This window comes from Allobosea sp. FBZP-16 (genome assembly GCF_002831785.1).
In the GTDB taxonomy this organism is placed as follows: domain Bacteria; phylum Pseudomonadota; class Alphaproteobacteria; order Rhizobiales; family Beijerinckiaceae; genus Allobosea; species Allobosea lupini.
Map to the genome: position 1 here is coordinate 174,938 of NZ_LNCQ01000022.1, position 19,706 is coordinate 194,643.

Below are 19,706 nucleotides of genomic sequence, written 5' to 3' on the forward strand. Positions count from 1 at the left end.
GAGCAGCTTGCGCCGCGTCACCAAACGCTAAAGCGCCACGACGTGGTCGTGGGCTCCCCAGCTTGAGGAGATGAACATGACCGGCTCCGTTCTCCGCCCTGTCGAACCGATCGTCCGTTCGATGATGTGTTGTTGTCGCTGATCCAGCGCTGACGCCGCTCCGCGGCATCAATCCAGACATCACCGTACTACAGGGCGCCGTAACGCGGCGAAGGTCATCATGTCGTTCCAGTCCCAGGTCATTTCCAGCCCGCCGGCTCGTCAGGCTTATGTCATCGAGATCGGCGAAACCCAGGCGGGTCTCGTCGCCCGCGGCGCCGATGAGCGCTTCTTCACATTCATCTCTGCATCGGCCGCCTTCGACCGGCTCGAAGGCCAGCGCTTCGCCACGCCGGTTGCGGCCGAACTGGCAGCGCGCCAGCTCGTCCGTTCGCGTCCCGGCCTGCGCTTGGCGGCGTGAGGAGCACCTCGGTGACGCTGTTCGAGACACTGCGCGCGGCATTCGCCGCCTGGTTCGAGCGGGCCGTGCCGGTCGAACCGAGCGAGCCTTGCTGGCTGGAGCGGCCTGTGGCCGAGCTCGGCGCCGAGGAGCGCCGCCGCTCGATCCGCGAGGTCACGCTGGAGCAATTGGGCATTGCGCACTGGTCGTGCCACACGCATTTCTGAGGACATGATGAACGCCCCCGTGAAGCCCGGCGCCTTTCGCGTCGAGGACATCCTTCCAGTGCCGCCCGCCGATGCGATCATTCGCTTCGAGGGAGTTGGCAAGACCTTTGCCGGCCGCGACAGCCAGGAGCCGGTGACGGCGCTCGCCGGCATCGACCTCGTCGTGCCGCGCGGCAGCATCGTCGGCGTGATCGGCCGCTCCGGCGCCGGCAAGTCGACGCTGATCCGCCTGGTCAACGGGCTGGAACGCGCCAGCTCGGGCCGCATCCTGATCGAGGGCGAGGACGTTACCAATCTGACCGAGGCCGGCTGGCGCGAGCGCCGACGCGCCACCGGCATGATCTTCCAGCATTTCAACCTGCTGTCGTCGCGCACCGTGTTCGACAATGTCGCGCTGCCGCTGGAGATCGCCGGCGTGCCGCGGGCGAAGATCGAGGCGCAGGTCAGCCGCCTGCTGGACCTGGTCGGGCTCGCCGACAAGCGCGAGCGCTATCCGGCCGAACTCTCCGGCGGCCAGAAGCAGCGGGTCGGCATTGCCCGGGCGCTGGCGACCGAGCCGAAGGTGCTGCTCTGCGACGAGGCGACCTCGGCGCTCGATCCCGAAACCACCCGGGCGATCCTGGCCCTGCTGAAGCAGGTCAATCGCGAGCTCGACATCACCATCCTTTTGATCACCCACGAGATTCCGGTGATCAAGGAGATCTGCGACCGCGTCGCGGTGATCGAGGGCGGTCATATCGTCGAGGAGGGCGAAACCTTCGAAGTGATGACCAAGCCGCGCCATCCGACCACGGCGAGCTTCGTCGAGGCGGTGACCGGCGTCGAGGTCCCCGAATACCTCGCCGGCCGCATCCATAAGCAGGCACTGGCCGGCGACAGTGCCGTGCTGCGCATCGCCTTCACCGGCGAGAACGCGACGACGCCGGTGATCAGCCGCCTCAGCGCCGTGATCGGCGTCGATGTCAACATCCTCGCCGGCCGCATCGACGCGATCGGCGACAAGCCCTTCGGCAGCCTGCTGGTCTCGGTGCCGGCGAGCGAGCCCGAGCTCGCCGCCGTCTTTGGCGCGCTGAAATCCCTCGATCTCAAGGCGGAGCTGGTCGGCCATGTCTCCTGAACTCATCCGTCTGATCGTCGAGGCGACCGGCGACACGCTGCTGATGGTCGCGATCGCCGCTGGCCTCGGCACCGCTCTCGGCCTGCCGCTCGGCGTCTTCCTCGCGACCAGCAAGAAGGGCGAGCTCTTCGCGGCGCCCGCGGTCAATGCCGTGCTCGGCGCGCTGGTCAATGCCACCCGCTCGACGCCCTTCATCATCCTGGTCGTCGCGATCATCCCCTTCACCCGGCTGATCGCCGGCACCTCGATCGGCACCTTCGCCGCGACCGTGCCGCTGACCGTGGCCGCGACGCCCTTCATCGCCCGCCTGATCGAGGGCGCGATCCGCGAGGTCGATCAGGGCCTGGTCGAGGCCGCCCGCTCGATGGGCGCGACCCCGCTGCAGATCGTCCGCAAGGTGCTGGTGCCCGAGGCGCTGCCGGCGATCGTGCTCGGCCTGACGCTCGCTCTCGTCAGCCTGCTCGGCTTCTCGGCCATGGTCGGCGCCGTCGGTGGTGGCGGGCTGGGCGATCTCGGCATCCGCTACGGCTATCAGCGCTTCATGCCCGATGTGATGGCGATCGTCGTCGCCGTGCTGATCGTCCTCGTCCAGACCGTGCAGAGCGTCGGGGACCGTCTTTCGCGCCGCCTCAACAAGCGCCTGCGCCACGCCTGATTGCTTTCCTTTTTCAACCCGTTCAGTTCACCAAGGAGCCACTATGTCCATCTTCGTCAGCCGCCGCATTGCGCTCGGCCTTGCCGCTTCGTTCGTCATCGCCGCCCCGGCGCTCGCCCAGCAGAACCAGGTCGTCCGCATCGGCGCCTCGCCCGGCCCGCATGCCGAGATTCTCGAGAAGGTGAAACCGATCGCCGCCAAGAACGGGCTCGACCTCAAGATCATCGAGTTCTCCGACTATGTCGTGCCGAACCAGGCGCTGGCCGCCGGCGAGCTCGAGGCGAACTCCTTCCAGAACCAGCCCTATCTCGACAACCAGGTGAAGGATCGCGGCTTCAAGATCGTCAGTGTCGGCCTGACCGTGAACTTCCCGCTCGGCATCTACTCGTGGAAGTACAAGAGCTGGGCCGAGGTTCCTGATGGCGCCACCGTCGCGATCCAGAACGACCCGACCAATGGCGGCCGCTCGCTGCTGCTGCTTCAGGACAAGGGCGTGATCAAGCTCAAGGACGGCGTCGGCTTCAAGCCGACCGTCGCCGACATCGTCAGCAACCCGAAGAAGCTGAAGATCATCGAGATCGAGGCCGCCCAGACGCCGCGTTCGCTCGCCGATGTCGCCGCCGCCGCGATCAACACCAACTATGCCGTCGACGCCAAGATCGAGCCGACCTCGGCGATCCTGCGCGAGGATCCGAAGGGTCCCTATGTCAACCTGATCGCGGTGCGCGAGGCCGACAAGGACAAGCCCTGGGTCAAGGCGCTGCTCGCCTCCTATCACACCCCCGAGATCAAGGCCTTCGTCGCCGAGCGCTTCAAGGGCTCGGTCCTCGCCGGCTGGTAAGGCTCCTCCCCCAGGCCGTGGTCACGGCCGGGCACCTGCCCCGGAAGCGCAAGCTTCCGGGGTTTTTCGTTTGGGCGAGCGCTACCCCTCTCCCTTGTGGGGAGGGGCAGGGGTGGGGGTCGCAAAGCCGGAGCGATCGTTAGGAGCTGACAGCGCGACCACTGCTGCCAGCCTCCTTCCTGCCCCCGGTCACCAAGCTGCACCACCCCCATCCCAAACCCTTCCCCACAAGGGGGAAGGGAGGAGCCAGCGCGGGCCGCCGCCAGCTCGGTCGCTCACACAGACAGATACTGCGCCCTGACCGCCTCATCCGCCTTGAGCTCGTCCATCGTGCCGGTGAAGCGGATCAGGCCCTTCTCGATGATGGTGGCGCGGTCGGCGACCGAGCCGGCGAAGTGCAGGTTCTGCTCTGAGATCAGCACCGAGAGCCCTTCGCCTTTCAGCGCCAGGATGGTTTTGGCCATCTCTTCGACGATGACCGGGGCGAGGCCCTCCGAGGGCTCGTCGAGCAGGACGAGCTTGGGGTTGCCCATCAGTGTACGGGCGATGGTCAGCATCTGCTGCTCCCCGCCCGACATCGCCCCGCCCGGCCGGTCGCGCATGCGCCCGAGATTGGGGAAGAGCTGGAACAGCCGCTCCGGCGTCCAGTGCGGCGCACCCTCGCGCTTTGGCCGCTGCGCGACGGAGAGGTTCTCCATCACGCTGAGTTCGGAGAAGACGCGGCGCTCCTCCGGGACATAGCCGATGCCGAGGCGGGCGATCTCGAACGGCTCGCGGCCGACGATGGTGTGCCCCTCGAAGGTGACGCGGCCGGCCTGTGGCGGCACCAGCCCCATCACTGCCTTCATCGTGGTCGACTTGCCGGCGCCGTTGCGGCCCATCAGGGCCAGCACCTCGCCGCGGCCCATCGAGAAGCCGACGCCGTGCAGGATGTGGGCGCGGCCGTAATAGGCGTTGAGGCCTTCGATCTCGAGCATGGGTTGGGTCATCGCTCGCTTCTCACCGTTCGAAACAAGCTTGGTCGTCCCGGGCGACCGTAGGGAGACCCGGGACCCATTCCGGAACCTCTTTCGGCTAAGCTCCGGAATGGATCCCGGATCTCCGCTGCGCTCCGTCCGGGATGACGGCGCGAATGAATGAAAACGATCATTCCTAGTGGCCTCCCGAGGTCGCGCCGGAGCCGAGATAGACCGCGCGCACGGCCGGATCGTTGCGGACCTCCTCGGCCCGGCCCTTCGCGATCAGCTTGCCGCGGTCGAGCACCAGGATCGCGTCGGAATGGGCGAAGACCACGTCCATGTCGTGCTCGGTGAACAGCACGGCGATGCCGCGCTCCCGGGCGATCTCGGCGGTCAGCGCCATCAGCGCGATGCGCTCGCGCGGCGCCATGCCGGCGGTCGGCTCGTCCATCAGCAGAAGCCTTGGCTTGTTGGCGATCGCGACCGCGAGCTCGACCCGCTTCAGGTCACCATAGGCGAGGACGCCGCAGGCACGCTCGGCCTGGTCGAGCATGCCGACTTGGCCAAGCAGCGCGTCCGCCTCGGCGACATGGCGGTCCTGGGCCCGGCCGAACAGTCTCCACGTCTCGCCGGCATGCGAGATCAGCGCCATCTGCACGTTCTCGCGTACGCTCATCGAGGCGAAGGTCGCGGTGATCTGAAAGGTGCGGCCGACGCCGAGCCGCCAGACCTCGCGCGGCTTGAGGCCAGTGATTGTCTTGCCGTCGAAGATCACCTCGCCGCGGTCGGATGGGAGCTGGCCGTTCAGCATGTTGAAGCAGGTGGTCTTGCCGGCGCCGTTCGGGCCGATCAGCGCCAGCAGCTTGCCGGCCTCGACCGAGAAGCTGACATCGTCGACGGCGCGCACGCCGCCGAAGGATTTGCCGAGATTGCGGACTTCGAGAACCGGGCTCATCGGGCGGGCTCCGGCGTGGCGGCGACGTGCGTGGCAGGCTCGGCCTCGCGCCGCCGTTCGGCGAAGGCGAGGGCGGTGCCGACCAGCCCGCGCGGGAACAGGATGACGAGCAGGACGATCGAGGCGCCGAGCACGAAGCGCCAGTACATCGTCGCCTTCATCAACTGCTCCTGCAGGCCCATATAGGCGAAGGCGCCGACGATCGGGCCCGACACGGTCTGGACGCCCCCGAGCAGCACCATCAGCAGGCCGTCGACGGAGCGCGGGATCGCCAGATAGGTCGGGAAGACCGAGCCCTTGAAGAAGGCGAACAAGGCGCCGGCGATGCCGGCAGCGAAGGCCGCTATGATGAAGGCGATCCACTGGATGCGCATCACCGGCAGGCCGATCGCCTCGGCCCGGAGAGGACTGTCGCGGCCGGCCCGCAAGGCATAGCCGAAGGGCGCGAAGACCACGACGCGAAGGCAGAGGATCGCGGCGACGCAGACCGCGAGCGCGAGATAGTAGTAGACCAGTTTCGAGCTCGCCCAGGCCGCCGGCCAGACACCGAGAATACCGTTGTCGCCGCCGGTGACGTCGACCCATTGGAAGGCGGTCGCCCAGGCGATCTGAGCGAAGGCGAGCGTCAGCATGGCGAGATAGACGCCCGACAGCCGCACGCAGAACCAGCCGAAGACGAAGCCGGCGATGCCGGCGAGGAAGGGCGCGAAGGCGAGCGCCGGCAGCATCGGCATGCCCAGCCACTTCACCGCCAACGCCGCGCCATAGGCGCCCAGCCCGAAATAGGCGGCGTGGCCGAAGGAGGCCATGCCACCCGGGCCCATCATGAAGTGCAGCGATGCCGCGAACAGCGCGAAGATCGAGAGCTCGGTCAGCGTCAGCAGCCAGTGGTCGGCGACGATGAAGGGGGCGAGCAGCAGCACGGCGAGCGCCGCGAGCCCGATCAGCTTGACGTTGGCGCTGGCCGGCAGCAGCAGCGGCTCGACTGGGCCATGGGCATGGGCGGTTCCGACCGGGCGCTTGCCCATCAGCCCGTAGGGCTTGATCACCAGCACCACGGCCATCACCAGGAAGACCAGTACCAGCGTGATCTTCGGGAAGATCAGGATGCCGAAGGCGTGGATGATGCCGATCAGCACCGCGGCGAGATAGGCGCCGGTGACGCTGCCGAGCCCGCCGACCACCACGACGACGAAGGCCTCCGAGATCATCGACAGGTCCATGTGCAGATTCACCGCCTCGCGCGGGAGCTGCAGCGCGCCGCCGAGGGCGGCAAGGCCGGCGCCGAAGGCGAAGACCGAGGTGAAGAGCAGGCGCTGGTTGACGCCGAGGGCGCCGACCATCTCGCGGTCCTGCGTCGCGGCGCGGACCAGCGTGCCCCAGCGCGTCTTCTGGAACAGGAACCAGAGCAGGCCGAGCATGATGGGCCCGACCACGATCAGGAAGAGCTCATAGCTCGGAAAGCGGCTGCCCATCAGCGCGACGAAGCTCTTGAAGCCGGGCGCGCGCGGGCCGAGCTTGTCCTCCGGCCCCCAGATGCCGAGCGCGATGTCCTGCACCATCAGCACCAGCCCGAAAGTGGCGAGCAACTGGAACAGCTCCGGCGCCTGGTAGATCCGGCGCAGGATCACGATCTCCACGAGCGCGCCGAGTGCCGCGACGATGACAGCCGCCAGCAGCACGCCGCCCCAGAAGCCGAGCGCATCGGCCGGCCCGAAGCGCGAAACCAGCGTGAAGGCGAGATAGGCGCCCAGCATGTAGAAGGAGCCGTGCGCGAAGTTCACGATCCGCGTCACGCCGAAGATGATCGACAGCCCGCAGGCGACGAGGAAGAGCGACGATGCCGAGGCCAGGCCGTTGAGCGTCTGCGCGAAGATCAGATCGATCATGCGAGGTTCCGTCGAAACAACCGAAAAAGGGCGCAATTCTCCCGCGGCCGCAGCTTTCCGCCGCGGCCGGGTCAGCCATAGTCTAGATCAGGTCGGAGCTGGCGCTTAGCCCGCCGGGCGAAGCGTCTTCACCTCCGCATCGGACGGCAGGTATTTGGCGCCGTCGGCATAGCGCCAGTCGACCATCACGCCCTTGCCGTCCTTGACCGCGGTCTTGCCGACATAGGCGCCGAGCGTCGCCTGGTGGTCGGAGGCGCGGAACTCCACCGGGCCGAAGGCCGAGGTGAACTTCAGCCCCTTCATGGCGTCGATGAGCTTCTCGTTGTCCGTCGTGCCCGCCTTGGCGAGGCCGGCGGCGATGGCGTTCATGGTGTCGAAGCCGACGACCGAGCCGAGGCGCGGATAGTCGTTGTATTTGGCCTTGTAGGCATCGCGGAACTTGACGTGATCCGGCGTCTGGATGTCGGCATGCGGATAGCCGGTCACGATCCAGCCGACCGGCGCCTCGGCGCCGAGCGGGTCTAGATATTCAGGCTCGCCGGTCAGCATCGAGACGACCGTCCGGCCTTCGAACAGGCCGCGGGTGTTGCCCTGGCGCACGAAGTTCGAGAGGTCGGCGGCGAAGGTGACGTTGAAGATCGCATCGGGCTTGGCGGCTTCGAGCGCCTGCACGGTGGCGCCGGCATCGATGCGCCCGAGCGCCGGGAACTGCTCGGCGACGAACTCGACGTCGGGCTTGGCCTTCTTCAGCAGCTCCTTGAACCACTTCACCGCCGACTGGCCGTATTCGTAGTTCGGCGCCACCGTCGCCCATTTCTTGGCCGGGAGCTTGGCCGCTTCCTCGACCAGCATCGCCGCCTGCATGTAGGTCGAAGGGCGCAGGCGGAAGGTGTAGCGATTGCCCTTGGCCCAGACGATCGCGTCCGAAAGCGGCTCGGAGGCGACATAGAGCCGCTTGTTCTGCAGGGCGTAGTCGGCGATGGCGAGGCCGACATTGGAGAGGAAGCCGCCCGAGAGCAGGTCGACCTTCTCGGCGTTGATCAGCTCGCCGGCGAGGCGCACCGAATCCTCCGGCTTGCCGGCATCGTCGCGGAACAGGGTCTCGACCTTGCGGCCGAGCACGCCGCCGGCGGCGTTGACCTGCTCCAGAGCCAGCTCCCAGCCCTGGCGATAGGGCTTCAGGAAGGCGGGCTGCGAGGTGTAGCTGTTGATCTCGCCGATCTTGATCGGCGCGCCCTGGGCGCGCAGCAGCGACGGCGTGGTCAGCGCGACGGCGCCGAGCGCAGCTCCGCTGACGAATTGGCGACGGTCCATCTGGTGGCTCTCCCGTTGATCGCACGTCTTACGCATCCACAGCCCCTCGCTGCGCGATTTCCTACCCTAGGCCAGTGCAGCGCACTGCAACAAGCCGGGGTGAAAATTCGTTTGTATGCGTATGAAATCTCGACTGCGTTTCGCAGTTTGTCAATCGTCGAAAAACAGGCGGGGCTGCCACCGGCTTGAGCAGCGCGCGGTCGGGCGATGCGGGTGGGCTGTCAGGTCGGCCGATTTGCGTCAGCCATGTCGTGCGGGTCTGGTCGTTCTAGGAGCGCCCGCCATCGACCGAGAGGATCTGGCCGGTCACCCAGCCTGCCTGCTCGGAGAGGAAGAACAGGCTGGCATGGGCGATATCCTCGGGCGTGCCGAGCTTGCGGGTATGGATGCCCTCGATCAGCCGCTTCTGGCCATCCGGCCCATAGGATTCCCATTGCCGCTCGGTCGCGGGATTGGAGCGGACGAAGCCGGGAGCGACCGAGTTGACGGTGATGCCATCGGGCCCGAACTCCCAGGCGAGCTGCCTTGTCAGGCCGACCAGAGCGTGCTTGGCGCTGGCATAGGCCTGGATGCCGGTCAGGCTCGGGCGCAGGCCGGCGCCGGAGGAGATGTTGACGATACGGCCGTACCCGGCCCGCTTCATCGCCGGGGCCGCCGCCTGCGACAGGAAGAAGGCGGCATCGACATTGGCGGCGAAGATGGCGCGCCAGTCGCTCTCGGAAATCTCCTCGATCGGCCGGCCGGTCTGGCCGCGCACGCCGCCGGCGGCGTTGACCAGCAGGTCGAGCCGGCCCTCGGCGGCGAGGATCGCGCCCACCAGGTCTTTGGCGGCCTCCGGGCTGCCGAGATCGGCGACATGGGCGCTCGCGCCGAGCGCATCTGCGCTGGCGGCGACGCCCTCCGCATCGAGATCGGCGAGATGGACCTTCGCGCCGGCCTGCGCCAGCGCGGCGGCGATGGCGCGGCCGATGCCCTGGGCTGCGCCGGTGACGAGGGCTACGCGGTCGTCGAAGCGGATCTGCATTGCTCGATAAGGACCTTCAGCGTGTCCAGGGACATCGGGCGGTGGCCGTCCTCGATGTCCTGGATCAGGGATACCAACAGTTCCAGGGCCGGCGTGGCGACGCCGACCTCGCGGCCGAGCCGCGAGATGATGCCGATCTGCGCCTGGCCCTCGGTCTTGCGCTTGCGCACGGCAAGATCGCGCCAGATGCCGGAATGGGTCTTGGCGGTCTTCGAGGTGTAGTCGGCGAGCCAGGCGATCGTTTCGACCTGCGGGCCGTCCGGTGCGCCCGGCGCGAACACGGCTGGGTCGAATTCGCCGAAGCCCAGCGAGGTGACGCCGCGCGCCGCCGCGACCGCGCCGACCTCGCGCCCCAGTGCCAGCCAGACCGGCAGGCGCTGCGGGTCGGCGAAATTCGCCGACATTGAGTCGTTGGTGAGAGCGGTGCCGAACAGCATCGCGCCATAGGCGAGCTTGCCCCAGAGATAGCCGTAGATGTTGTCGGTCAGGACCGCGTCCGGCTCGAAGATCGCGAGCAAACGGTGCATCTCCCGCACGCGCTCGCTCATCGCCCCATTGAGCTCGCCGACCACCACGGCGCCGCGATTGCCGTAGAGGATTTCGCCCGGCCCATGCCAGTCGGCGCCGAAATTGACGAAGCAGCCCATCGTCCGCGCTTCACCGACCGTCTTGGCGATGGTGATCTCGTTGAGCCCGTTCTGGGCCGAGAGCACGAAGCCATCGGCGGCGAGATGCGGCTTCAGGGCGGCAAGCGCAGCGTCGGTAGCGCCTGCCTTCACTGCCAGCACGATGCGCGAATAGGTGCCGGTCAATTCCTGCGGCGTCACCGCCGGCACGACCTGACGGAAGTCCTCGACCGGGCCGGTGATCGCAAGGCCCGTGGTCCGGCAGGCCACAACATGGTCAGCGACGATATCGACCAGCAGCACCGGCACCCCGGCCCTTGCCCAATAGGCACCGAGCGTGCCGCCGATCGCGCCGGCGCCCCAGATCAGGATGGGTTCGGTCGTCATCGCGCGATCTGCTCCAACCCACGGCCCTCATCCTGAGGAGGTCGCGTCAGCGGCCGTCTCGAAGGATGCTCCAGCGGGTTCCGGAGCCTCCTGGAACACCCTTCGAGATGCAGCCTTCGGCTGCTCCTCAGGATGAGGGCTGCGAAAAGATGGCTGGTCATGCCTGCCCCATCACCTCGACATCGGCATGGGTTGCGACATGGACGAGCCCGTCCGGCGTCACCCAGCCCCGATACATGCCTTCGGAATTATAGGGCGCGACGATCGTGCCGTCGGCGCCGACGGCGACGAGCCCGGCGCCGATCTTGTGCTGGGTCAGTTCGGCGATGGCGCGATCGGCCGCCTCCTTCAGCGGGAGGCCGGCATAGCCGATCAGCGACGCGATCTCGTGGCCGATGCAATAGCGGATGAAGAACTCGCCCTTGCCCGTACCCGACACGGCGCAGCGCCCGTCGCGGGCATAGGTGCCGGCGCCGATGATCGGGGAATCGCCGACGCGTCCCGGGGGCTTGTTGGTGTAGCCGCCGGTCGAGGTCGCGGCGGCGAGATGGCCGTTGGCGTCGAGCGCGACCGCACCGACCGTTCCGTGCTTTTCGGCCTCGCTCGCCTCGCCGGCGGTGCCGACGAGCTCGCGGATCTTCATCGAGGCCAGGTTCTTGCGGCGCCGCTCCGTCGAGAAATACTCGTTCTCGACGATGTCGAGCCCCTCGGTCTGGGCGAAGGCGTCGCCGGCGGGGCCGGTCAGCAGCAATGGATCGCCGCGATGCATCAGCGCCTTGGCGGCGCTGACCGGGTTGCGGATGCGCTTGACCGCGCAGAGCGCGCCGGCGGCCAGCGTCGAGCCGTCCATGATCGAGGCGTCGAGCTCATGCTCGCCATCGGCATTGAAGGCGGCGCCATGGCCGGCGTTGAAATGGACGGAATCCTCCATCACCAGCACGGCGGCCTCGACCGCATCGACCGCGCTGCCGCCCTTGGCGAGAACAGCCCAGCCGGCCCGCAGCGACTTGGCGAGATGGGCCTTGGCCTCGGCCCATTCGGCGTCGGTCATCTCGGCCTTGGGCAAGGTGCCGCAGCCGCCATGGATGGCGAGGGCGATGGTCATGCTGAAACATCCTCAGGTGCAATCCCTTCTCCCCTCGGGGGAGAAGGTGGCAGCGCGAAGCGCTGACGGATGAGGGAAGGACGGGCAAGTCGGCTGCCGCCTCACCCGGTCGCGCTGCCCTCATCCGTCTGCTTCGCAGACACCTTCTCCCCCAAGGGGAGAAGGGTTAGAGCCTCACTTCGCCGGCTTGATATCCATCGCGAGGGTGTCCTCGTCGACGCGCGGGCGAATCGTCACCTTGGCCTTCTGCATCGCCCAGGCTGAGCCGACGGCGAGGATCGGCAGGCGCGGCCGGTCCTTGGCGACGATGGCGTTGGCCTGCGACAGCAGATCGTTGCGCTTGGCCTCGTCCATCTCGATCGCGGCGTCTTCGATCAGCTTGTCGAGCTCGGCGTTCTTGTAGCCGAGCACGTTGAAGGCGCCGAGCTTCTTGGCCGGGTCGTTCGAGTGCACGACCGAGGAAAGCGTGTAGTTCGCCTCGCCCGTCAGCGTGCCCCAGCCGGACATCGCCAGCGAGAACTCGCCGCGGGTTCGGGCCGGGAAGAAGACGGCGCCGGGCTGGGCGTTGGCGTTCACCTCGATGCCGATGCGCGCCAGCATCTGCGCGATCGAGGTACCGACGTGGCGGTCGCCCGGCAGGCGGTCATTGGTGAAGGAGAACGAGACCTTGAAGCCGTTGGGATAGCCGGCCTCCTCCATCAGCTTCTTCGCCTTGGCGAGATCCGGCTTCAGCGGCGGCAGGCTCTTGTTGAAGCCGGCGATATCGGGTGTCACCAGCTGGTTGGCCGGTGCGCCGAGACCTTCCATCGCGATCTCCACCAGCGCCGGCCGGTCGATGGCAAGGTCGATCGCCTCGCGCACCTTGGCGTCCTGCAGCGGATTCTTGGGCAGGGCCGAGCCGTCCTTGGCGCTGATCTGCGGGGATTTGTCCCGCATGTCGAGTTCCATGTTGAAAACATAGACCGTGTCGATCGTGGCGACGGTGAGCTTGGCGTCGCGCTTAAGGGTCGGCACGTCGGAGGCCGGCGCGCGCACGATGATGTCGACCTGCCCGGCCTTGAGCTGGGCGACGCGGGCGGCATCGTTCGGCAGCTCCTTGCGCAGCACGCGCTGCCACGGCTCCTTCTCGCCCCAGTAGCCGTCGAAGCGCTCGAGCACGAGCTGGTCCTTCGGCGTCCACGACACGAACTTGTAGGGGCCGGTGCCGATCGCCGCCTTGCCGGTGTTGAAGGCGTCGTTGGCATTGTCCTTGGTCAGTCCGGCCGCGGCCTTGTGCGAGACGATGAACAGGCGGATGAAATCGTTCGGCAGATTCGGCGCCGGCCCATCGGTGACGATGTGGACGGTGAGCGGATCGACGATCTTCACCTCCTTGACGCGCCGGACATAGATCGTCGTCGGATTCGGGCCGGCGACGACCGGGATGCGCTCGATCGAGAACTTGACGTCCTCGGCGGTGAAGTCGGAGCCGTCATGGAACTTGACGCCGGGACGCAGCTTGAACTCCCAGACGGCGGGCTCGATCGCCTTCCAGCTCAAGGCGAGCCGCGGCTCGATCTGGAGCTTGTCGCCCGACCAAGTCAGCGTGTCGAAGACATGCTTCAGCGCCTCGGCATGCGTGCCGGTCGCGGTGAAATGCGGGTCGATCGATTCCGGCCCGGCGCGGACGCCGATCGTCAGCGTCTGCGCCATCGCGGCGCCGGAGAGCGGCAGCCCGATCAGGGCGGCGAGGGCCACGGTCCGCCATAACGGGGACCGGTGCGGCAAAGGCTTGGTCATGTTGAGGTCCCTTCGGGTTCGAGATCGGCAGGCCACGCTGGTGAGGCGATCACCATCTTGTCCATCAATTCGCAGAGCTGCTTCTGCTCGGCTTCGGTCAGCACCGCGAGCATCGCAGTCTGCTGCCCCACCATCATCGGCATGGTCTCGTCGAAGATGGCGCGCCCCGCCGGCGTCAGCGCCAGCACATAGCTGCGCAGATCGGCCGGATCGGTCTCGCGCTTGAGCAGGCGCCGCTGCAGCAGCTTCTGGATCGCGCGCGAGAGCGTGTTCTTGGGCAGGCCGGCGGAGGAGACGATGTTCTTGGCCGCGACGCCGCCCTTGAGTCCGACGGCGTAAAGCGCGACGAATTCCGGCCGTACCAGCCCGTAGCGCGTCTCGATCCAGCGATAGACCGGGTCGTTGAAGCGGAAGGCGATGAAATTGAGCCGGAACGACAGCCAGCAGGGATTGTCCCAGAGCTTGGTGACGGTCAGCGGATCAAGCTCGCGCAGCGCCGCCTCGCGGTCGCGGTCGAGCTTGGACAAGGAAGTCGGGGCGCGTGCCATCTCGGACATCCAATTTAGTTCCATATGGAACTTGACGGTCCCGTATACCGCTGTCAAGGATGACGCGGTTTCGCCGAAACGCAAGGATCAGGCCGTGCTCGTCGCCCGGATGAACTGGATGCAGATCGAGGAACAGGCGAAGCGCGACGATCGCTGCGTGCTGCCGCTCGGCTGCGTCGAACAACACGCCTATTTGAGCCTCGCCACCGATGCGATCCTGTCCGAGCGTATCGCCGCCGAGGCGGCCGAGCCGCTCGGCATCCCGGTCTTCCCGGTTCAGGCCTATGGCATGACACCGGGCTTTACCGCCTATCCCGGCACGATCTCGCTGCGGATGACCACCTATATCGCCCTGCTCGAGGACCTGCTCGAAGGGGTCTACCGCTCCGGTTTCCGCCGCATCGTGCTGGTCAACGGCCATGGCGGCAATACGCCGGTGATGACGGCGGTGACCGAATGGATGGGCCGGCGCCCCGACGCCAGCGTCAAGATGCACAATTGGTGGGCAGGGCCGCGCTTCCAGCAGGCGGTGAAGGCGACCGACCCGGCAGCCTCGCATGCCTCCTGGATGGAGAATTTCCCCTGGACGCGCCTCGAAGGCGTGACCCTGCCCGATGGGGTGAAGCCGCCCTTCGATGCCGCGCTCTACCAGGCCGCCAGTCCGCAGCGGAAGCGCGAGATCCTCGGCGACGGCAATTTCCATGGCCGTTACCAGCGGCCGGACGAAGAGATGCTGGCGCTCTGGGCCGTGGGCGTCGAGGAAACCCGCGCGGTGATGGTCGAGAGCTGGCCGTGATGACCTATCCTGCCGCTGTCTCTATCCAGGAGAGCGGCAACGAATCCCCTCTCCTTGGCATGGAGGTTGCGAAGCAACGGCGACGAATGTCCCTCCGATGCTGACCCATGTCATCGAGCGTATCCTGCAGGCGCTGGCCGTCATGCTGGTCATGTCGGCGCTTGTCTTCGTCGGCGTCTACGCGATCGGCAACCCGATCGACGTGTTGATCGGCCCCGATGTCAGCCAGGACATCAGGCTCGACACCATCGCCCGCTACGGCCTGGATAAGCCGCTCTGGGAGCAGTATTTCACTTTTCTCGATCGCGTCCTGCACGGCGATTTCGGCCGCTCCTTCGTCTTCGGCATGCCGGTGCTGGAACTGATCCTGTCGCGCCTGCCGGCGACGCTGGAACTGACGCTGGCGGCCGTTCTGGGGGCGGCGCTGATCGGCATCCCCGCCGGCATCTATGCCGGCTACCGGCCGGACAGCCCGCTGTCCAAGCTGATCATGGCGCTCTCGATCCTCGGCTTCTCGGTGCCGACCTTCTGGATCGGCCTCGTCCTGATCATGACCTTCGCCGTCGAGCTGCAATGGCTGCCGGCCGGCGGGCGCGGCGAGACCGCCCGGCTCTTCGGCGTCGAATGGAGCTTCCTGACGCCGAACGGCCTGTCGCATCTTTTGCTGCCGGCGTTGAACCTCGCCTTCTTCAAGCTCGCGCTGATGACCCGGCTGGCGCGGGCCGGCACGCGCGAAGTCATGCTGACCGACACCGTGAAATTCGCCCGCGCCGCCGGCATTCCGGAGAGCGTCATCCTGCGTCGGCATGTCCTGCGCCTGATCTCGATCCCGCTCGTCACCGTGTTCGGGCTGGAATTTGCCTCGACGCTCGCCTTCGCCGTGGTGACCGAGACGATCTTCTCCTGGCCCGGCATCGGCAAGCTGATCATCGACTCCATCCAGTCGCTCGATCGGCCGGTGATGGTCGCCTATCTCATGCTGGTCGCCTTCGTCTTCATCATGATCAACTTCCTGGTCGACCTGACCTATTTCGCGCTCGACCCGCGCTTGCGGAAGGGCCGGGCGTGATGCGGACCGAAACGCCCATCGCCCGCTTCTGGAGCGAGTTCCGCGAGAGCCGCATCGCTGTTGCCGCGCTCGTCGTCGTCGTCCTGATGATCGGCGTCGCCGTGCTCGCGCCGCTGATCGCGCCGCAGAACCCTTACGACCTCGCCAATCTCGTTCTGTCCGACGCCCGCCGTCCGCCGGGCTATGTCGGCTCCAGCGGCTATACCCATTGGCTCGGCACCGACGCGCAGGGGCGCGACCTGCTTTCGGCCATCCTCTATGGCCTGCGCATCTCCCTGCAGATGGGGCTGGTCGCCGGCGCCTTCGCCTTCGCCATCGGCGTCACGCTCGGCATCGCCGCCGCCTATCTCGGCGGCCGGCGCGAGGCCTTCATCATGCGCGTGATCGACCTGCAGCTCGCCTTCCCGGCGATCCTGCTGGCGCTGGTGATCTCGGCCCTGCTCGGCCAGGGCAAGGCGCAGCTCATCGCCGCGCTGGTCGCGGCACAATACGCCTATTTCGCCCGCACCGCCCATGGCGCCGCCTCAGCCGAGCGCGGCAAGGACTATGTCGAGGCGGCGCTGTCGACGCCATTGCCGGCCCGGCAGGTGATCTGGCGCCACATCCTGCCGAACTGCCTGCCGCCGCTGATCGTGGTCGCGACCGTGCAGGTCGCCAACGCCATCGCGCTGGAGGCGACGCTTTCCTTCCTCGGCGTCGGCCTGCCGGTGACCGAGCCTTCGCTCGGCTCGCTGATCGCCAACGGCTTCCAGTACATGCTGTCGGGCCGCTACTGGATCTCGATCTATCCGGGGCTCGCCTTGATCCTGCTGATCGTCGCGATCAACCTGGTCGGCGACCAGATCCGCGACCAGGTCAATCCGAGGCTGAAGCGATGAGGGAGGGTGCGAGCTCGCTCCGTCATGGTCGGGCTTGTCCCGATCGTCCACGCCTTCGTAGGTCGAGGGCTGTGTTGAAGACGTGGGTGCTCGGCACAAGGCCGAGCATGACGGGGGAGGTGCGCTCATGACAGACGCCCCCCTTCTCGAGGTCCGTGACCTCACCACGCAATTCTTCACCCGCGCCGGCGTGGTGAAGGCGGTCGACGGCGTCTCGTTCTGCCTGCGTCGCGGCGAGGTGATGGGGCTCGTCGGCGAATCCGGCTCGGGGAAAAGCGTGACCGGCTTCTCGATCATCGGCCTGATCGACCCGCCCGGCCGCGTCGCGAGTGGTTCGGTGAAGCTCGATGGCCGCGAGCTCGTCGGCCTTCCGCCGGATGAGCTGCGAAGCTTGCGCGGCCGGGTCGTCTCGATGGTCTTCCAGGACCCGCTGATGACGCTGAACCCGGTGCTGGCCATCGGCGAGCAGATCAGGCTGGCGATCGAGGCGCACCGATCCATGTCCGCTGCCGAGGCGCGCCGGCGCGCCATCGCCGGCCTCGCCCAGGTCCGCATCCCGCGCCCCGACGCGACCGTCGACTTTTATCCGCACCAGCTCTCAGGTGGGATGCGCCAGCGCGTTGCCATCGCGATCGCGCTGCTGCACCGGCCGAAGCTGATCATCTGCGACGAGCCGACGACGGCGCTCGACGTCTCCATCCAGGCCGAGATACTCGCCGAGATGAAGGAGCTCGTCGCCGAGCTCGGCACGGCGCTGATCTGGATCAGCCACGACCTCGCCACCGTCGCCTCGATCGCCCAGCACGTTGCGGTGATGCGGCTCGGCAAGATCGTCGAGGCCGGCCCGACGCTCGACGTGCTGACGCGCCCGCAGCACGCCTATACCCGCGCTTTGCTGGACGCATTGCCCTCGCGTGCCAGGCCTGGCGAGTTCCTGCTGCGCGGCGGCGGCGTTCCCGATGCCGCCCCGCCCGCCCGCAAGCCGGCGGCAGCCGCTGCCGCGCCGGTACCGGGCGCGCCCTATTTCGTCGCCGATCGCGTCAGCAAGCGCTTCGAGTCGCGGCCCCGCGCCCTGCGCGCACTCGGCCAGAAGCTGGGCATGCTGCAACCGCCGCCGGCAGTGATGGCGGTCGACGAGGTCAGCTTGACTGTCCCACGCGGCGAGGCGCTCGGGCTCGTCGGCGAATCCGGTTCGGGCAAGTCGACGCTCGGGCGCATGGCGGCCGGCATCTACGCGCCCACTTCGGGCACCGTTCGCCTCGAGGGCCTGCCGGTGATGAGCGAGGGGGCCGAGCCGAAGAAGCTGACCACCCGGGTCCAGACGATCTTCCAGGACCCGTTCGCCTCGCTCAACCCACGCATGCGCATCGGCGACGGCATCGCCGAGGGTCCGCTCGCCCATGGGCTGGTCGACAAGTCCGCCAGCGGAGCTTACGTCCGCGACTGGCTCGCCGCGGTTGGGCTCGACCCCGCCTTCGGCGAGCGCTACCCGCACCAGTTCTCCGGAGGCCAGCGCCAGCGCGTCGCCATCGCCCGTGCGCTCGCCATGCAGCCCGATCTCGTCATCTGCGACGAGCCGGTCGCCTCGCTCGACGTCTCGATCCAGGCGCAGATCATCAACCTCCTGATGCGGCTGCGGGCCGAGCTCGGCCTGACCCTGATCTTCATATCGCACGACCTCTCGGTGGTCCGGCATCTCTGCGACCGCGTCGCAGTGATGTATCGCGGCCGCATCGTCGAAGAGGGGCCGGCAGGCGAGGTCTACGACAACCCGCAGCACGACTACACCAGGCGGCTGCTCGCGGCCGTACCGGTGCTGCCCGAGGCGGCAGCGTAAGATCAGGAGGAACGCCATGACCGAACTGAAGCCCTGGCAATGGCCGGAGGAGATTTGGCGCGGCAAGGTCGAGCAGGTGCGCGCTGGCCGCAACCTCAAGCCGAAGGTGTGGCCAGGTGGGGCGCGTTGCGCCGTGGCGCTCTCCTTCGACGTCGATCACGAGACCAATGAATTGCGCGACGGCGGCAAGTCGGTCGGCCGGCTGTCCTGGGGCCAGTACGGCAATCGCGCCGGCATGCCGCGCATCCTCTCCATGCTGGCGCGCGAGGAGATCAAGGCGAGCTTCTTCGTGCCGGCTGTGACCGCGCTGCTCTATCCCGACGAACAGCGCCGCGTCATCGCGGAAGGCCACGAGATCGGCCTCCATGGCTGGATCCACGAGGTGAACACCGCTGTGCCGCCCGAGGCGGAGCGCGAATTGCACCTGCGCTCGGCCGATACGCTGGAGAAAGTCACGGGTGTCAGGCCGGTCGGCATGCGCACCCCGTCCTGGGATTTTTCCGAGGTGACGCTCGCCGTCGAGCGCGAGCTCGGCCTGATCTACGATTCCTCGCTCTTCGCCGATGACGATCCGTACGAACTGATCGAGAAGGGCGAGCCGACCGGCATGGTCGAGCTCCCGGTCGAGTGGATTCGCGACGACGCGGTCTATTTCAACATGAACCGCTTCCAGGCGCTGCGGCCCTACACCTCGCCCGAGGCGGTGTTCGACATCTTCAAGCGCGAATTCGACGGTGCTTACGCCGAGGGCGGGCTCTTCCTGCTGACCATGCATCCGCATGTCATCACCTACCGCTCGCGCTTCTGGATCCTCGAGGAGCTTGTGCGCCACGCCAAGGCCAAGGGCGATGTCTGGTTCGCGACGCATGCCGAGATCGCGGCCTATGTGAAGGCGCAGGCGGGGCTCTGACGCGGGCGTGATTTTCGGGCCCGGTGCCCCCGCGTCAGCGGAACCGTGCCCGATTTCGGCCGTTTTCGGTTCATTCGGAATTCAGGGCGCGGAGGCGTTCATCTCCGGAAGAACAACTGGAAACGGATGTCATGACGCGCACGAAAAACCTGCTTCTGATCGGCACCATCATCCCCGCCATCGTGTTGTCGCAGGGCAGTTTCGCCGCTCCATCGCTCCAGCTTGCGCAGGCGCAATCCGGCGATGACGACCGGCCGGACCAGCGCCGCCAGCGGCCGGGCGGCCAGGAGCGCCCGGCGCCGGGTGGCCAGGAACGTCCCGGCGCTCGCCCCGCTCCGGGCCAGCCACCTG

General features: G+C 67.4%; 20 protein-coding genes. 11 read left to right on the top strand and 9 right to left on the bottom strand.

What is annotated here, in order from left to right; translation table 11 throughout:
* Positions 1-220: 220 nt before the first annotated feature.
* From CXY91_RS07100 to CXY91_RS07120, 5 genes are read left to right on the top strand one after another with little or no spacing between them, the layout of a single operon-like run.
* Positions 221-460 carry a hypothetical protein gene (locus CXY91_RS07100; protein WP_100959978.1) on the top strand — a complete coding sequence of 80 codons (240 nt, stop codon included), beginning with the start codon at positions 221-223 and terminating at the stop codon, positions 458-460.
* 11 nt (positions 461-471) lie between these two features.
* The gene (locus CXY91_RS07105) at positions 472-666 is read left to right on the top strand and encodes a hypothetical protein (protein ID WP_100959980.1); all 195 of its coding nucleotides are present in this window, start codon (positions 472-474) and stop codon (positions 664-666) included.
* Positions 667-673: 7 nt separating this feature from the next.
* A complete protein-coding gene (locus CXY91_RS07110) occupies positions 674-1,783 on the top strand; it encodes a methionine ABC transporter ATP-binding protein (protein WP_100960792.1) in 1,110 nt (369 codons plus the stop codon).
* Positions 1,773-2,438, top strand: coding sequence for a methionine ABC transporter permease (locus CXY91_RS07115; protein WP_092158128.1), 666 nt, complete (start codon positions 1,773-1,775; stop codon positions 2,436-2,438). Before CXY91_RS07110 ends, CXY91_RS07115 begins: the two co-directional genes overlap by 11 nt.
* A 43-nt stretch (positions 2,439-2,481) precedes the next feature.
* Entirely contained in the window at positions 2,482-3,279 is a 798-nt protein-coding gene (locus CXY91_RS07120; protein WP_100959982.1) for a MetQ/NlpA family ABC transporter substrate-binding protein, read from the top strand.
* 275 nt (positions 3,280-3,554) lie between these two features.
* Here CXY91_RS07120 and CXY91_RS07125 read toward each other — a convergent pair whose 3' ends face one another.
* The 9 genes from CXY91_RS07125 to CXY91_RS07165 form a co-directional block, all read right to left on the bottom strand.
* Positions 3,555-4,268, bottom strand: a complete 714-nt coding sequence (locus CXY91_RS07125) for an ABC transporter ATP-binding protein (protein WP_091835042.1) — start codon at positions 4,266-4,268, stop codon at positions 3,555-3,557.
* A gap of 163 nt (positions 4,269-4,431) precedes the next feature.
* Positions 4,432-5,193 (bottom strand): ABC transporter ATP-binding protein, encoded by a 762-nt coding sequence (locus tag CXY91_RS07130; protein WP_100959984.1) that lies wholly within the window; start codon positions 5,191-5,193, stop codon positions 4,432-4,434.
* Positions 5,190-7,079: an ABC transporter permease gene (locus tag CXY91_RS07135; RefSeq protein WP_465246847.1), complete on the bottom strand. Its 1,890-nt coding sequence runs from the start codon at positions 7,077-7,079 to the stop codon at positions 5,190-5,192. Before CXY91_RS07135 ends, CXY91_RS07130 begins: the two co-directional genes overlap by 4 nt.
* A gap of 108 nt (positions 7,080-7,187) precedes the next feature.
* Positions 7,188-8,396, bottom strand: a complete 1,209-nt coding sequence (locus CXY91_RS07140; RefSeq protein WP_091835033.1) for an ABC transporter substrate-binding protein — start codon at positions 8,394-8,396, stop codon at positions 7,188-7,190.
* Positions 8,397-8,664: 268 nt separating this feature from the next.
* Positions 8,665-9,420, bottom strand: a complete 756-nt coding sequence (locus CXY91_RS07145; protein WP_100959988.1) for an SDR family NAD(P)-dependent oxidoreductase — start codon at positions 9,418-9,420, stop codon at positions 8,665-8,667.
* Entirely contained in the window at positions 9,393-10,433 is a 1,041-nt protein-coding gene (locus tag CXY91_RS07150) for a ketopantoate reductase family protein (protein WP_100959990.1), read from the bottom strand. The genes CXY91_RS07145 and CXY91_RS07150 overlap by 28 nt, the downstream gene beginning before the upstream one ends.
* A 157-nt stretch (positions 10,434-10,590) precedes the next feature.
* Complete coding sequence (locus CXY91_RS07155; protein WP_100959993.1) at positions 10,591-11,538, bottom strand: isoaspartyl peptidase/L-asparaginase family protein; 948 nt, start codon at positions 11,536-11,538, stop codon at positions 10,591-10,593.
* A 174-nt stretch (positions 11,539-11,712) separates the two neighbouring features.
* A complete protein-coding gene (locus CXY91_RS07160; RefSeq protein ID WP_100959994.1) occupies positions 11,713-13,317 on the bottom strand; it encodes an ABC transporter substrate-binding protein in 1,605 nt (534 codons plus the stop codon).
* Positions 13,314-13,874 (bottom strand): MarR family winged helix-turn-helix transcriptional regulator, encoded by a 561-nt coding sequence (locus CXY91_RS07165; RefSeq protein ID WP_158673299.1) that lies wholly within the window; start codon positions 13,872-13,874, stop codon positions 13,314-13,316. Before CXY91_RS07165 ends, CXY91_RS07160 begins: the two co-directional genes overlap by 4 nt.
* Before the next feature lie 85 nt (positions 13,875-13,959).
* Here CXY91_RS07165 and CXY91_RS07170 point away from each other — a divergent pair, with 85 nt between their 5' ends.
* From CXY91_RS07170 to CXY91_RS07195, 6 genes are all read left to right on the top strand, one after another.
* On the top strand, positions 13,960-14,661 hold the full coding sequence (locus tag CXY91_RS07170; protein ID WP_091836037.1) for a creatininase family protein: 702 nt from the start codon (positions 13,960-13,962) through the stop codon (positions 14,659-14,661).
* Positions 14,662-14,758: 97 nt separating this feature from the next.
* Positions 14,759-15,730: an ABC transporter permease gene (locus CXY91_RS07175; RefSeq protein ID WP_100959996.1), complete on the top strand. Its 972-nt coding sequence runs from the start codon at positions 14,759-14,761 to the stop codon at positions 15,728-15,730.
* Positions 15,730-16,608 carry an ABC transporter permease gene (locus CXY91_RS07180; protein WP_091835012.1) on the top strand — a complete coding sequence of 293 codons (879 nt, stop codon included), beginning with the start codon at positions 15,730-15,732 and terminating at the stop codon, positions 16,606-16,608. The genes CXY91_RS07175 and CXY91_RS07180 overlap by 1 nt, the downstream gene beginning before the upstream one ends.
* Before the next feature lie 127 nt (positions 16,609-16,735).
* Complete coding sequence (locus tag CXY91_RS07185; RefSeq protein WP_100959998.1) at positions 16,736-18,445, top strand: dipeptide ABC transporter ATP-binding protein; 1,710 nt, start codon at positions 16,736-16,738, stop codon at positions 18,443-18,445.
* A 16-nt stretch (positions 18,446-18,461) separates the two neighbouring features.
* Positions 18,462-19,355 carry a polysaccharide deacetylase family protein gene (locus CXY91_RS07190; protein ID WP_100960000.1) on the top strand — a complete coding sequence of 298 codons (894 nt, stop codon included), beginning with the start codon at positions 18,462-18,464 and terminating at the stop codon, positions 19,353-19,355.
* Between the two features lie 131 nt (positions 19,356-19,486).
* Positions 19,487-19,706: hypothetical protein (locus tag CXY91_RS07195; protein ID WP_465246844.1), on the top strand; the 220-nt coding region annotated here is incomplete at its 3' end.